This window comes from Corallococcus sp. AS-1-12 (assembly GCF_020036995.1).
Lineage (GTDB): Bacteria > Myxococcota > Myxococcia > Myxococcales > Myxococcaceae > Corallococcus.
Map to the genome: position 1 here is coordinate 1 of NZ_JAIQDD010000039.1, position 13296 is coordinate 13296.

General features: G+C 70.9%; 15 protein-coding genes. 7 read left to right on the forward strand and 8 right to left on the reverse strand.

What is annotated here, in order from left to right; translation table 11 throughout:
• Positions 1–212 (forward strand): hypothetical protein (locus tag K8556_RS35725; RefSeq protein WP_223744597.1); only part of this gene is annotated, 212 nt, incomplete at its 5' end.
• 51 nt (positions 213–263) lie between these two features.
• Here K8556_RS35725 and K8556_RS35730 read toward each other — a convergent pair.
• The 5 genes from K8556_RS35730 to K8556_RS35750 form a co-directional block, all read right to left on the reverse strand.
• Complete coding sequence (locus K8556_RS35730; RefSeq protein ID WP_223744598.1) at positions 264–563, reverse strand: hypothetical protein; 300 nt, start codon at positions 561–563, stop codon at positions 264–266.
• Positions 563–925 (reverse strand): hypothetical protein, encoded by a 363-nt coding sequence (locus K8556_RS35735; protein ID WP_223744599.1) that lies wholly within the window; start codon positions 923–925, stop codon positions 563–565. The genes K8556_RS35730 and K8556_RS35735 overlap by 1 nt, the downstream gene beginning before the upstream one ends.
• A gap of 7 nt (positions 926–932) precedes the next feature.
• Positions 933–1334 carry a hypothetical protein gene (locus K8556_RS35740; protein WP_223744600.1) on the reverse strand — a complete coding sequence of 134 codons (402 nt, stop codon included), beginning with the start codon at positions 1332–1334 and terminating at the stop codon, positions 933–935.
• A gap of 259 nt (positions 1335–1593) precedes the next feature.
• Positions 1594–1926: a hypothetical protein gene (locus K8556_RS35745; protein ID WP_223744601.1), complete on the reverse strand. Its 333-nt coding sequence runs from the start codon at positions 1924–1926 to the stop codon at positions 1594–1596.
• A complete protein-coding gene (locus K8556_RS35750; RefSeq protein WP_223744602.1) occupies positions 1923–3464 on the reverse strand; it encodes an alpha/beta hydrolase-fold protein in 1542 nt (513 codons plus the stop codon). The genes K8556_RS35745 and K8556_RS35750 overlap by 4 nt, the downstream gene beginning before the upstream one ends.
• Before the next feature lie 212 nt (positions 3465–3676).
• Here K8556_RS35750 and K8556_RS35755 point away from each other — a divergent pair, with 212 nt between their 5' ends.
• Positions 3677–3880 (forward strand): YtxH domain-containing protein, encoded by a 204-nt coding sequence (locus K8556_RS35755; RefSeq protein ID WP_223744603.1) that lies wholly within the window; start codon positions 3677–3679, stop codon positions 3878–3880.
• Positions 3881–3989: 109 nt separating this feature from the next.
• Here K8556_RS35755 and K8556_RS35760 read toward each other — a convergent pair whose 3' ends face one another.
• Together K8556_RS35760 and K8556_RS35765 are read right to left on the reverse strand one after the other, a co-directional pair.
• Positions 3990–5381 carry a hypothetical protein gene (locus tag K8556_RS35760; RefSeq protein ID WP_223744604.1) on the reverse strand — a complete coding sequence of 464 codons (1392 nt, stop codon included), beginning with the start codon at positions 5379–5381 and terminating at the stop codon, positions 3990–3992.
• 223 nt (positions 5382–5604) lie between these two features.
• On the reverse strand, positions 5605–6966 hold the full coding sequence (locus K8556_RS35765; protein WP_223744605.1) for a hypothetical protein: 1362 nt from the start codon (positions 6964–6966) through the stop codon (positions 5605–5607).
• A gap of 191 nt (positions 6967–7157) precedes the next feature.
• Here K8556_RS35765 and K8556_RS35770 point away from each other — a divergent pair, with 191 nt between their 5' ends.
• Entirely contained in the window at positions 7158–7988 is an 831-nt protein-coding gene (locus K8556_RS35770) for an urease accessory protein UreD (protein ID WP_223744606.1), read from the forward strand.
• Here K8556_RS35770 and K8556_RS35775 read toward each other — a convergent pair whose 3' ends face one another.
• Positions 7989–9194, reverse strand: coding sequence for a cell division protein ZapB (locus K8556_RS35775; protein ID WP_223744607.1), 1206 nt, complete (start codon positions 9192–9194; stop codon positions 7989–7991).
• A gap of 122 nt (positions 9195–9316) precedes the next feature.
• Here K8556_RS35775 and ureA point away from each other — a divergent pair, with 122 nt between their 5' ends.
• The 4 genes from ureA to ureG are packed head-to-tail and all read left to right on the forward strand — an operon-like array spanning position 9317 to position 13232.
• Positions 9317–10099 carry an urease subunit gamma gene (gene ureA / locus K8556_RS35780; RefSeq protein ID WP_223744608.1) on the forward strand — a complete coding sequence of 261 codons (783 nt, stop codon included), beginning with the start codon at positions 9317–9319 and terminating at the stop codon, positions 10097–10099.
• Positions 10096–11811, forward strand: coding sequence for an urease subunit alpha (ureC, locus tag K8556_RS35785; protein ID WP_223744609.1), 1716 nt, complete (start codon positions 10096–10098; stop codon positions 11809–11811). Before ureA ends, ureC begins: the two co-directional genes overlap by 4 nt.
• Positions 11812–11824: 13 nt before the next feature.
• Positions 11825–12487 carry an urease accessory protein UreF gene (locus K8556_RS35790; RefSeq protein WP_223744610.1) on the forward strand — a complete coding sequence of 221 codons (663 nt, stop codon included), beginning with the start codon at positions 11825–11827 and terminating at the stop codon, positions 12485–12487.
• Between the two features lie 28 nt (positions 12488–12515).
• Positions 12516–13232, forward strand: a complete 717-nt coding sequence (gene ureG, locus K8556_RS35795) for an urease accessory protein UreG (RefSeq protein WP_223744611.1) — start codon at positions 12516–12518, stop codon at positions 13230–13232.
• Positions 13233–13296: the final 64 nt, after the last annotated feature.

The window sequence follows — 13296 nt, forward strand, 5'->3', positions numbered from 1 at the left end:
CTCCTGTCCCCCTTGTCGCTTGGCAGCCGGCCAACTGGCCTCGCTATTCCGCGCAGACCTCCTGTCGGACAGGTTTCGCGGCCACCGTGCCCGGGCGGGTGCCTTTTCTCGTGGGCCCGACTTTGCGTCTGCTTGAGTTCCCGTTGTGGTCCACCGCGGCGCTCCACGAGGCGCGCGTCTTCGCGAAGGATTTGTGGCGCGGGGTGGAGTGACGGACTGCTGGGGCCTTCTTGGGCGCCTTTGTCTCGCTTTGGCTTCCTGGCTCAGTACTCGTGCTGGATGAGCCAGAACACCGCGGTGCGGTGCGACTGGGGGAAGTGCACGATGCTGTCGAGGTTGTGGAAGTCATGCGCGCCTGGGGCCACCAGCGGGTCGTCGTAGAGGTGCGCCACCACCGGCACCTCCGTGCCGTTGCCCGGCGACTGGGGTAGTACCTGGCCCAGCTCCGGGAAGGCCTGGGCGATGTGGCTCGCGAAGTCCGCGTACGTCAGGTCCGGCTTCCGCGTGAACTGCACGCGCTGGTTGGACGACAGCTCCGGCAGCGTGGCGAAGGCTCCCTCCATCACCCAGTCCAACTCTGCGTGGGCTGCGTGTCCGCCACGGAGGGCACGTTGAACGTCCAGAGGAACTCGTCGCAGGAGTTCTCTTCGGCCTTGCACCTCGCGTGGCCGTCCGCCCGTGCCTCTTTGATGGTGTCGTTGTCCTCCAACTGCGTGAGGGGCAGCGGACCCGCGCCTTGGTAGCGCTGGTAGAAGTCCTTGCACGCCGGCCACATCCGCGACGTGAAGGCCGCCTCTCCGTTCGTGCACCAGGGCTTCTGGCCGGAGGACACCGCGCACTGTGACAGCCAGGCGTTGTGCGCGTCCTGTGCGTCCGTGCACTGCGACAACGCCTTCGCGGGCGTCACGCCCTGGGGCTCTACCACGCTCTCGTCACACCTCGATGCGCGTGGCCACGTCCAGGTCGCATGCGGTGAACAGGTCCTCCTGCGCGCAGGCTCCGTTGATGCAGCCCAGCGCCAGGCGGAACTTCTTGCCCGCGCCCGTGCCTGTGCTCACCACCGCCAGGTGCTCGCCGCCGTGGGCCAGCGTCAGGCTGGCCACCTTGGACATCTGGCCGTAGCCCGCGTCGTCGTCCTGCGCGAGCACCGGGGTGCCGTCGCTGCCGCTCGCGTTCTTCGGGCCGTAGATGAACAGGCCCGTGTCCAGGTACATGCTGCTGCCCAGGTGCGTCACCTCCAGGCTCACCTGCGCGCCCGTGGCCACGTTGAAGCTGAAGGACAGGTACTGCGGGTTCGTCGTGAACTGCGTCCGCACCGCGTCGTTCGGTCCCATCGGGCCCAGGTACGCCGTACTGTCCAACGGGCGGCGGGTACAGGATGGTCTGCGTGCTCGCGCCGACCTCCCGCGCTTCTGGCGAAGTCTCCGGCTTCCACGACGAGCCACACGCCGCCACGAACAACGACGGCACCAGCCATCACCGCCGATTCCAGGCGTGACGCAGACACCCGTTCCTCCTTGTCTTGGGGGAATGCCGCTTCGGGGCGGGAGGCGTGGTTCATGCCCGGAGGTGGGCGTTCACGTCAGCCCCGGCTCAGGGGGCCTGGGGCAGGTCCTGGTACCAGGCGGCGTAGGGCGTGTTCCGGACGAGGCGCCGGTTGAGGTCCGGCGTGCCGTCCGTCCACCACGGCGGGCCCCGCTCTCCCAGGCCCACCTTGGCCCGGTGCACGCGGTCCCGGGCCCTGCGCTCCTGGGCCGCGTCCTTCGCTCGCTTCGCCCGGCCCACGTCGGCGCGGGCCCTCATCAGCGCGGCCACCAGCAGCTCTCGCTGCCGGGGCCCGAGCGCCGGATTGGAGCGGCGCCACAGCCTCCCGTCCACCACCAGGTAGCGCCCATCCGGCGTGGTGGGGGGCGGCGGCTTCGTCACTGCTTCGCGGGATAGAGGAAGCGGAGGATGTCTCCGAAGCGCGCGCTCCACGCGGCCTCGTTGTGCTGGCCTCCCTCCACCACGGTGTACTTGAGGTCGTCGTCCAGCACCCAGCCCTTGGCCACCAGCGCGTCGCGCAGCGCCTGCGCATCCGCCACCGTCTCCGCCTCCGCTCCGGAGCCTTCCTGGGTGCCGATGTCCTCCCAGATGCGCAGCGCGGGCTTCGCGGTGAGCGCGTTCACCTGCGCGACAATCTCCCGGTCCGCCCACCACACCGACGGCGACACCACGCCCAGGCGGGTGAAGACGTCCGGGTGCTTGAGCCCCAGCGACATGGACACGAGCCCGCCCAGCGACGAGCCCGCGAGCCCCGTGAACTCCGCCTGCGGCTTCGTGCGGAACTCCGCGTCGATGCGCGGCTTCAGCTCCTGGATGAGGAACCGGCCGTACACGTCCGCGCGGCCCGCGTCCGGGTACCCCGGCGGGAAGGGCACGGGCGTGTACTCCGCGATGCGGTCGCTGGTGTTGTAGACGCCCACGATGATGAGCGGCTCCACCTGGCCGGACTCCACCAGCGCCTGCGCCGTCTCGTCCACGTTCCACTCGCCGGCGAACGCGGTGCTGACGTCCATCAGGTTCTGGCCGTCATGCATGTAGAGCACCGGGTAGCGGCGCGCGGTGTCCGCCTCGTAGCCGGGCGGCAGCCAGATGATGACGTCGCGCGGCTTGAGCGTGGCGTCCTGGGGCACGACGTCGCGCAGGTAGCGCACGTCGCCGGTGAGCGGCGGGGGCGGCGGAGGCGTGGTCAGGTCCGCCCAGCCCTTCACCCCCACGGACACGCGCTCGAAGTGGCCGCCGGTGGTGAAGGTGTGGTTCGCCACCTCCGCGCCTGTTTCGCTCTTCTCCACCGTGTCCCACGAGCCGCGCGTCACCTTGAACTCCAGGCCCGTGGCCGCCGCGAACGTGACGGCGCCGGCATAGGCGTTGTCCACGGCCTTGTAGAGCTCCACCTCCGCGCCATTCCAGTTCCCCAGTTCCGGCTGGTTTCCGGACAGCCACACCCTGGCATCCACCGGCGTGATGTCCGGGACCTGGACAATGAACACGGTCCTCGCGCCTGTCTGCCCCCCCTCCGCGCCGAAGCGCTCCACCGTGAAGGCGACACGCTCCTCGTTCTCCTGGGCGGTGAGGGTGTGCTCCGGCTCCGGTGCCCCCTGGGCGTCCAGCGCCACCTGGGCCGTGGGCGCCGCCATCCGCACCGCGTAGGTGAACGCGGTGCCCTTGGGCAGCCGGGCCTTCAGGCTGAACTGCCGGCCGCCCTGGTAGACCAGCGCCAGACCCCGCCCGTCCGCGCCGCCGAACGTGGCGCTGGGGCCCTGGAGGAAGAGCTCCGCGGCGACCGGCGTCTCCGGCGGGACCGTGACGTCGAACTGGACGTCCGAGAAGAGCTGCTCGGTGGGCTTCGGCTCGTCGGAGGCGCAGCCCCAGAGGGCCGTCAACGCCAGGACGAGCAGCAGGGTGGGCCTTGGGAGCGACATGGGTGGGGGCCTCCGGGGGCGGGAGCAGGCCCCTCGTGGAGGCGAACCCTAGCAGCGTGTTCCGACACGCCGCAGTGGGGCCCGGATGCCCCGGAGTGGACATCCCGGAAGGCTGCCCCTTGGCAGCTAGCGGACAGTGCCTACCTTGCGGCGCGCACGGGGGAAGGCGGGTCGCATCCCGCCACCCCCTTCTAGCGAAGGAGTCACACCGCATGAAGAAGCTGACGCTGCTGGCCTTGACGCTGAGCGCCCTGTCCGTGGGCACGGGCTGCCACCGCAACACCCGCGAGTCCGCCAAGGACGACATGGAGGAGGCGGGCGACAAGGTGAAGGACACCGCCGAGGACGCCGCCGACGCCACGGGCGACGCCGCGGAGAAGGCCGGCGACAAGATCGAGGACGCGACCGACAAGTAGCCGTCCGCCGCCGTTCGCGCGCGGAAGGGAAACAAGCACCCCGGACGCCGGCCCCTTTCACGGCGCCGGCCTCCGGGGTGTTGTCTTTCACGGAGGCTGAAGCCGGGCGCTACGGGAACTGCGCCGCGAAGTCCTGGATGAACCAGTACAGGCTGAGCTGGTGGGACGTGCCCTGCGTCGTGCCGTAATCCGACACGGTCCTGCCCGCCAGCGCGGGAATCTGGGGACAGGTCAGCTTGCCGTGGATGGCCTGGGCATGGCCGTTGGTGGTCATGGCGCTCGCGTAGCTGGACGTGGAGGGCACCGACACCCGGCCCGTCGTGCTGACCGTGTTGTAGGCGCTGGTGTTGGAGAACGAGACGGCGATGGCGTCCGCGTCGAAGGCGTTGTTCCCGGTGATGACCTGGTTGATGTACGGCGAGCCGCCGTTCACGCGCCAGGTACCCGCTTCATACGCGGAGGCCACGCCGCTGAGAGTCGTGCGGCCGGTGACGCGCCCCATGTGGTCGAAGCGGGCCTGGCACGGCGAGGTGCAGGGCACGCTGACGGGGAAGGGGAAGCGCACCGGGAACAGCCCGCCCGGCCGGTAGATGAGGACGTCCCACCAGTAATAGTAGACGCGGCGCGAGCACCGCAGTCCCAGCGACAGTTGGCTGGAGCCGATGACGGTCTGGTTGAGGGTGACCGGGTACGCGGTGAGGGCGTTGGCGCTCAGCGTGTGCTTCGCGCCCGGCCCGGTCCAGCCGTAGAGGTCGCGGCCCGGGAAGGAGACGAAGATGTTCTGGGTGGTGGTGGGCGTGCGCGTCGTCGTGGTCGTCCAGCCGCAGGTGCAGGGGCCGGAGATGGGGATGGGGTACCACCAGGACCACTGCTGGGCGTAGACCATGGCCTCGCCGCGCAGGTGCGGGAAGTCCTTGGACACCTCCTGCATCAGGTCGTACTCGCCCTGGCCATACCGGGCGTCGAGCTCCGTGAGGGCGGCGTCCAGCTCGCTGCTCACGTGCACGACGTCCTGGTCCGACGTGACGCCCCTGGACACGGTGAGGCTGCACTCCTTGTCGCTCGCGCAGTCCAGGTTGACGTCGTAGGGCTGGGTGGCCAGCGGCTGGCCCTTCGGGTCCTCCAGCACCAGCTTCTGCGCCCAGCCCGTCTCCCAGGGCTTGTCCAGCGCGCCGAACACCTTCACCGTGGAGATTCCGCCCGCCTTCGGCGTCACGTCCACGCCCGCGGTGGCGCTGTCCTTGCCGTCATACGAGACGAGCTTCGAGGACGCGGGCAGGTCCTCCTGCCGGTCCGTCCACAGGATGCGCGCGGTCAGCTCCCCGTCCTCCAGCGCCACGTCGAGCACGGTGGCGATGTTCGGGCGGACCTCCTCTTGCGGATCCGCGGCGTGGGCCGGAGCGCCCACCAGCAGGCCTCCGAGCGCGAGGGAGGAGACGGTCAGCGAGCGAAGCCAGGACGGAACGAGGCCGGTCGGGCCGCGCGACGGGGGATGGGGCATGGGGCAATCCCTTGCGGAGAATGGGGGTCCGCCCTCCAGCGCGAAGGGCCGGAGGGCGGTTCCCCGTCAGAGCAGGTCCCGTGCCAGGGATTGCGCCACGTCTGTGATTGATGCGGGCTTGGGAGGAAATGCGTGGTTTTCCACTATGTTTCCGAAAACGTTGCTTGAGCTGGGAATGTGTCCCTTCACGTCACGGAAACCCCGCCGGGTGTAGCGCCGCGGGCTACAGGCCGTTGAAGAAGTTCCAGATGCTGTCCGTGAGGGGGAGCGACTCCGGCGGGAGCGCATAGGTGGACTCGGTGTCCCAGGCGCGGCCAATGGGGTTCAGGCCTCCGCCCGGGCACACCGCGACTCCCTGGATGGCGATGGCGTAGTTGGCCTGCGCGCGGCCGTAGGGCTGCCAGGTGAAGGCGTCGCCGTTGTAGGCGTAGAAGGCCTCGCCGGACGTCTGGACGTAGCCGGAACCGCTGCCCACGTCGTTCAGGGTGGTGCTGACGTCGAAGTCACCGTCGGTGGGCGCGTAGCGGGTCTCATTCAGGAGCGGGCTCAGGGCATTGCCCAGGTGGTACTTGCTCTGCTCCATGGCCGTGGCGTTGAGGAGGGTCATGGGAGGCGGGGGATAGATGGGGGTGGTCCGCGCGGTCGCGCGGCCGGTGATGCGGCCGAAGTGGCTGAAGCGGCCGCTGCACGTCCCGGCGCAGGTGCTGTAGACGGGCTGGAGCATGCGCACGGTCTTCACCAGACCGCCCGGCTGACGGATGCCCACGTGCTGGGTGAGGATCGAGGCCAACGACGTGCAGTGAAGATTCAGGGTGACCCGGCTGCTGCCCTGCGTGGACAGGCGGGCGTTCGAGGCCTGCGTCTGGCGCAGGGGGCGCGCATACAGGTCGTGCGCCGCGCCCAGGCTCGTTCCCTGGGTGTTGGAGCGCGCATGGGACGTCGTCCAGGAGCACTGGCAGCCCTCGGCGGGGCCGACCTTGACCAGGCCATGGGCGTAGGTCAGGGCCTCGCCGTACAGCGAGGGCTCACGCCGGGCCACCTCGCGCACCATGTCGAACTGCTTCGTCCCCAGCTCCTTCTCGATGGCGCCGAGCGTCTGCTGCAGGTCCGTGCTCAGGTGCAGGACCTCGCGGCTGGCGGAGACGCCCGGCGTGGCCGTGAGCTGGCAGGTCTTCTCGTCCTCGCAGGCCAGGCTGACGTCATAGGGCTGGCTGGCCAGCTCCCGGCCTTTCGCCTCCCGCACGACGAGCCGCTGGGCCCAGCCCGTCTCCCACGGCTCCCGCACCGCGCCGGACAGCTTCACCGCCACCTCCTCGCCGGCCTTCGGCGAGAGCCGCTCGCCCGCGGTGGGCTTGTCCGTGCCGTCAAAGGACACGACCTCCACCTCCGTGGGCAGGGACTTCGACGCCGCGGCCCAGCGGATGCGCGCGGTCAGCTCGCCGTCCTGCATGGACACGTCGAGGATGGTGGCGGGGGCTTCGCTCGTCTCGGCGGCGTGGGCGGGCGCGGCCACGAACAGGCCACCCACGGCGAACGAGGAGAGGGTCAGGGCGCGAAGCCAGGGAGAGGGGGAACGACGGTGCATGGTGCTGTCCCTTGGGAAGAGGGGGTTGCGCCATTTCTGACAGGCGATGTCAGATTTGGCGGGCCGCCCCAAGAGCAGGTTGCGTGCCAGCGATTCTCCGCCTCTGTCGCGCGGCGGACCTGTAGCGCGAAACGCTACGGGGGCGGCCCGTGAGGGCCGGGCCCGCGGCCCTGGCGTGCTAGAAGGGCAGGGTGACCTTCGCCCTTCCCGGCCCGGAGCGCGCGGGCGTCGCGCGGCTCGCGTTCGAGCGCTCGGGGCCTCGCACCGTGGTGCGCACCGCGCTGGCGCACAGCCCCTTGCGGCTGCTCACGCCGCGCAACCACGGCCACGCGGCGTGGGCCTATACCAGCTCCTTCGGTGGCGGGCTGGTGGACGGGGACCACCTGCGCTTGGAGGTGGACGTGGCGGACGGCGCTTGCGCGCTGCTCGCGACGCAGGGCGCGAACCGCGTCTACCGCTCGCCCCAGGGCTGCCGCAGCGACCTGGTCGCGCGCGTGGGCCCAGACGCGCTGCTGGCGTGGGTGCCGGACCCCACCGTCTGCTTCACCGGCGCCCGCTACGCGCAGTCCCTGGACGTGACGCTGTCGCCGGGCGCGTCGCTGGTGCTCGCGGACGTGGTGACGGCGGGGCGCAGCGCCCGGGGCGAGCGCTGGGCCTTCCTGCACTACGCCTCCCGCCTGCGCGTCGCGCGGGAAGGGCGCGCGCTGGTGGATGAGCGCTGGGTGCTGGACCCCGCGCACGGCGCGCTGCCGGAGCGGCTGGGCCGCTTCGACGCGCTGGCGTCCGTGCTGCTGGTGGGCCCCGCGTTGAAGGACGCCCGGGAGTCCCTGGCCGCGCGCGTGGCGGGCCTGCCGGTGCAGCCGCGCGCCCGGGAGGTGGTCTCCGCCAGCCCCCTGGGCGAGGACGGGCTGCTCCTGCGCGTGGCGGCCGTGTCGCTGGAGACGCTGCTGGCCACCACGCGCGACTGGCTGTCGTTCCTGCCGGGCCTGCTGGGCGACGACCCGTGGGCCCGGCGGGTGTGACTAATAGCGGGTGATGTCGAACGTGCTGTAGGCCTTGTACAGCTCGCTGAGGTGATCCGCCGTCAGGTTGACCGCGTCCTCGTGGCTGTTCGTCTTCCACTCGGCGGTGTTCGCGTCCAGCAGGCGGTTCGGGCCGTCCGTCTTGTGCAGGCCCAGCACGTGGCCCTCCGCGGACTCGCCCGACTTGCGCAGGCCGATGCGGTAGTGGCCGTTCTCCTTCGTGCCGGCGTACAGCTTCTGCGCGAAGGTGTCGGAGGTGATGGGCTCGAAGTCCTGCACCTTCACGCCCGGGTGGCCGCCGCCACGGCCGGTGCGGAAGTCGTCCACCAGGCTGGCGATGGCCGTCTGCTTCTGGGCGATGGCGTCCTTGTCCTGGTTGAGCTGGGCCATCCCGTCCTTGAGCTCCTGGGTCAACTGGCTGCGCTGCGCCTTCAGACCCTGGCGCTGCTCCAGCGTGAGGTCCGGGTTCGTGAGCAGCTCGTTGAGCTCCTTGCGCTGCGCGCTCTTGCCCTGGAGCAGCTCCACGCGGCCCTGGAGCTTGGAGATGTCGTCCATGTGCGCGCCGTTCAGCTTCGTGAGCGCGTCGCCCTGCAGGTGCTCGGCGTGCTGCTTGTCGATGAGCTTGCCGAAGTGGTGGTCCGTCAGCTTGCCGAACGCCTGCGAGCCCTTCATCGGGTCACCGCCCGCCTCCTTGCCGGTGCGGATCCACTCGGAGGTCATCGCGCTGCACACGCCCGCGTCCGTGCCCGCGGGCAGGTTCGGCTGCTTCAGCATCGGGTGGCCGCCCTGGTCCGTGTAGCGCAGGACCTCCGCGCCCGGGTTCTCCAGCTTCAGGTCCTCGACCAGCTTCTGGATTTCAGGGCGCGGCGCCACGGCCCTGCCCTTGCCCGGCGTGCGGCCCAGGGCCAGGTCCGCGATGTCGCTCTCGGAGAGGTTGGGCGACTGAAGCTGCGGGCCCTGGAGCGAGTGCGCGTCGATGTTCGGGCGCGACGAGGACGCCTGCGGCTGTCCGGACGTCTTGAACGCGTCACCCTGGGGCGTCGTCCCGGTGGGAGTCGTCGGCCGGGAGACAGCCGGCGAGGCGGTGGGCGTCGCGGCCGTCGCGCCCGGCTTGGAGAAGGTCGGGGTCGCCACCGCGTTCGTCGTCTTCGGCGGAGCAGGAGGCGCCGTGGGCGTCTTGGGGAAGCCGGCCTTGAAGCTCTTCATGGGGGACTCCGGAGGGGGAGAACGGCGCGAGGGGCCCCCATCCTGGCCCACGCTAACGCGTCGCGCTAGGGTCTGACGGGTCGGCGCATCCCGCACCCGGAAGAACCGAGGGAGTCGGACCCATGCATCTGTCCCCCCGTGACGTGGACAAGCTGCTCTTGCACCAGGCGGGCGTCGTCGCCCAGAAGCGATTGGCGCGAGGCCTGCGCCTCAACTACCCGGAGGCGGTGGCGCTCATCGCCACGCAGTTGCTGGAGTACATCCGTGACGGCAGGAGCGTGGCGGAGCTGATGGACCTGGGGCGCCGGTTCCTGGGGCGCGCGCAGGTGATGGACGGCGTGCCGGAGATGTTGGCGGAGGTGCAGGTGGAGGGCACCTTCCCGGACGGCACCAAGCTCGTCACCGTGCACCACCCGGTGGTGGCGGAGCACGGGGACCTGTCGCTGGCCCTCTACGGCAGCTTCCTGCCGGTGCCGCCGCTGGAGCGCTTCACCGTGCCCGCCGCGTCGCCGGAGGGCGCCCCCGGTGCCGTGCGCGCGGCGGAGGGCGCGCTGGAGCTCAACGCGGGCCGCGAGGCCATCACCCTGCGCGTCACGCACCGGGGGGACCGGCCCATCCAGGTGGGCAGCCACTACGCGTTCGCGGAGGTCAACCGCGCGCTGGTGTTCGACCGGGGCCGCGCCTACGGCCACCGGCTGGACATCCCCGCGGGCACGGCGGTGCGCTTCGAGCCCGGCGAGGTGAAGACGGTGCCGCTGGTCCCCATCGCGGGCGAGCAGGTGGTGCGCGGCGGCAACGCGCTGGGCAGCGGCAAGGTGTCCGACGAAGGCCGCCAGCGCCTGCTGGACGCGGTGCGCGCGCAGGGCTTCGGTCACGAGGAAGAGCCCGAGGAGGACCGCTCATGAGCCGCAAGCTGGACAGACGTCACTACGCGGACATGTTCGGTCCCACCACGGGGGACCGCGTGCGGCTGGGGGACACCGGCCTGTGGCTCCAGGTGGAGCGCGACGCCACCGTGTACGGCGACGAGTGCAAGTTCGGCGGCGGCAAGGTGCTGCGCGAAGGCATGGGCCAGCGCGCGGGCGCGGGCGACGCGGACGCGCTCGACTGCGTCATCACCAACGCGCTGGTGGTGGACTGGACGGGCATCTTCAAGGCGGACGTGGGCATCAAGGCGGGGCGCATCCTCGCCCTCGGCAAGGCGGGCAACCCGGACGTCATGGCGGGCGTCACGCCGGGCATGGTGGTGGGCGTCACCACGGAGGTCATCGCGGGGGAAGGGCTCATCCTCACGGCGGGCGGCCTGGACACCCATATCCACTTCATCAGCCCGCAGCAGGCGGACGAGGCCATCGCCAGCGGCATCACCACCTGGGTGGGCGGCGGCACCGGCCCGGCCACCGGCACCAACGCCACCACCTGCACGCCGGGCGCGTGGAACCTGGCGCGCATGCTGGAGGCCACGGACACGATTCCCCTGAACATCGGCCTCACCGGCAAGGGCAACACGTCCCTGCCGGAGGGCCTGCTGGACCAGGTGCGCGCGGGCGCCATCGGCCTGAAGCTGCACGAGGACTGGGGCACCACGCCCGCGGCCATCGACACGTGCCTCACGCTGGCGGACGCGGAGGACGTGCAGGTCACCATCCACACGGACACGCTCAACGAGTCCGGCTACGTGGATGACTCGCTGGCGGCGTTCAAGGGCCGCACCATCCACACGTACCACTCGGAGGGCGCGGGCGGCGGCCACGCGCCGGACATCATCCGCGTGTGCGGCGCGCCCAACGTGCTGCCCAGCTCCACCAACCCCACGCGGCCGTACACGGTGAACACGCTGGATGAGCACCTGGACATGCTCATGGTGTGTCACCACCTGGACCGCGAGATTCCGGAGGACGTGGCCTTCGCGGAGAGCCGCATCCGCGGAGAGACCATCGCCGCGGAGGACATCCTCCACGACCTGGGCGCCATCAGCATGATGGCCTCCGACAGCCAGGCCATGGGCCGCGTGGGCGAGGTCATCACCCGCACGTGGCAGACGGCGCACAAGATGCGCGAGCAGCGCGGGCGGCTCCCCGGTGAGCAGGGGGACAACGACAACCTGCGCATCCGCCGCTACGTGGCGAAGTACACCATCAACCCGGCCATCGCCCACGGGCTGTCCCATGAAGTCGGCTCCGTGGAGCCGGGCAAGCTCGCGGACCTGGTGCTGTGGCGGCCCGCCTTCTTCGGCGCGAAGCCGGAGCTGGTGCTCAAGGGCGGCTTCATCGCGTGGGGGCAGATGGGGGACGCGAACGCGTCCATCCCCACGCCGCAGCCGTACCTCATGCGCCCCATGTTCGGCGCGCGCGGAAGGGCGCGCGGCTCCACCAGCCTCGCCTTCGTGTCCGGGCGCGCGCTGCGCGAGGGCACCGTGCAGGGGCTGGGGCTCACCAAGCGGCTGTCCGCGGTGGTGGGCTGCCGCGCGCTGGGCAAGAAGGACATGCGCCTCAACGACGCGCTGCCGGTCATCACGGTGGACCCGGAGACGTACGAGGTCCGCGCGGACGGGGAGCTTTTGCGCTGCGAGCCCGCCACCTGGCTGCCCCTGGCGCAGCGCTACTCGCTGTTCTGAAGGAACGCGCGCCATGGCATCCGGCTGGAGGGTGTTGCAGTTGGCGGACTCGGGGTTCCCCACGGGCGGCTTCGCGCACTCGGGGGGGCTGGAGGCCGCGGTGCAGGCGGGCGAGGTGCGCGGCCCGGGGGACGTGCGGCGCTTCGTGGAGGCGCTGGCGTGGCAGGCGGGCCTGGGCGGCCTGCCGCTGGTGGGCGCGGCGTGGCGCGAGCCCGCTTCAGTGCCGGCGCTGGACGCGAGAGCGGACGCGTTCCTCACCAACCACGTCGCGAACCGGGCCAGCCGCACGCAAGGCCGGGCCTTCCTGGACACCTGCGCGCGCATCTTCCCGGAGGCCGTGGGGCCCGTGCGCGAGGCGGCCCGCGCGGCCGGCGTGAAGTTCCACCACGCGCCCGCGTTCGGCGCGGTGCTGCGCGCGCTGGACGTGGAGCACGAGGACGCGCTGCGCCTCTTCCTGTCGCTCACCCTGCGGGGCGCCCTGTCCGCGGGCGTGCGCATGGGCGTCATCGGCACGCATGAGTCCCACCAGGTGCAGCACGCGGCCACGCCGCTCCTGGAGGCCGTCCTGGAGCAATGCAAGTCATTGGGCGTGGAGGACCTGGCCCAGCCCGCGCCGCTGTGGGACCTGGTGGGCGCCACGCACGACCGGCTGTACTCCCGGCTGTTCCTGTCCTGAAGCCAGACACGAAAAGGAAGCGCGAGACATGCACGACGACGACCACCGCGGCCATGGGCAGGACGGGCACGAGCACACGCACGAGGACTGGGACCACCCGGGCCACTTCAACGCGCGCGACAAGCCGCACCGGCGGGACTACTCGCAGCGGGCCTTCACGGTTGGGATTGGCGGGCCGGTGGGCAGCGGCAAGACGGCGCTGGTGCTGGCCTTGTGCAAGAAGCTGCGGGACCAGTACCGCCTGGGCGTGGTGACCAACGACATCTTCACCAAGGAGGACGCGGAGTTCCTGGTGCGCAACCAGGCCCTGTCCCCGGAGCGCATCAAGGCGGTGGAGACGGGCGGCTGCCCCCACGCCGCCATCCGCGAGGACATCAGCCACAACCTGCTCGCGCTGGAGCAGTTGATGGAGGAGCTGCACCCGGAGCTGCTCATCGTGGAGAGCGGCGGTGACAACCTGGCCGCCCAGTACAGTCGCGAGCTGGCGGACTACACGGTCTACGTCATCGACGTGGCGGGCGGGGACAAGGTGCCGCGCAAGGGCGGGCCCGGTATTACGCAGTCGGACCTTTTGATCATCAACAAGACGGACCTGGCACCGCATGTGGGGGCGGACCTGGGCGTGATGGAGCGGGACGCCCGGAAGATGCGGGGCGAGGGCCCCTTCGTCTTCACGCAGGTCACACGCGATGTCGGGGTGGACGCGGTGGTGGGCCACCTGCTCGACGCCTGGCGGCGGCGCTAAGCACTGGACGAATGGTGTCCCCACCCGATGCCCGCGCCGACACCTCGGGGCGGGTTGTGTCAGG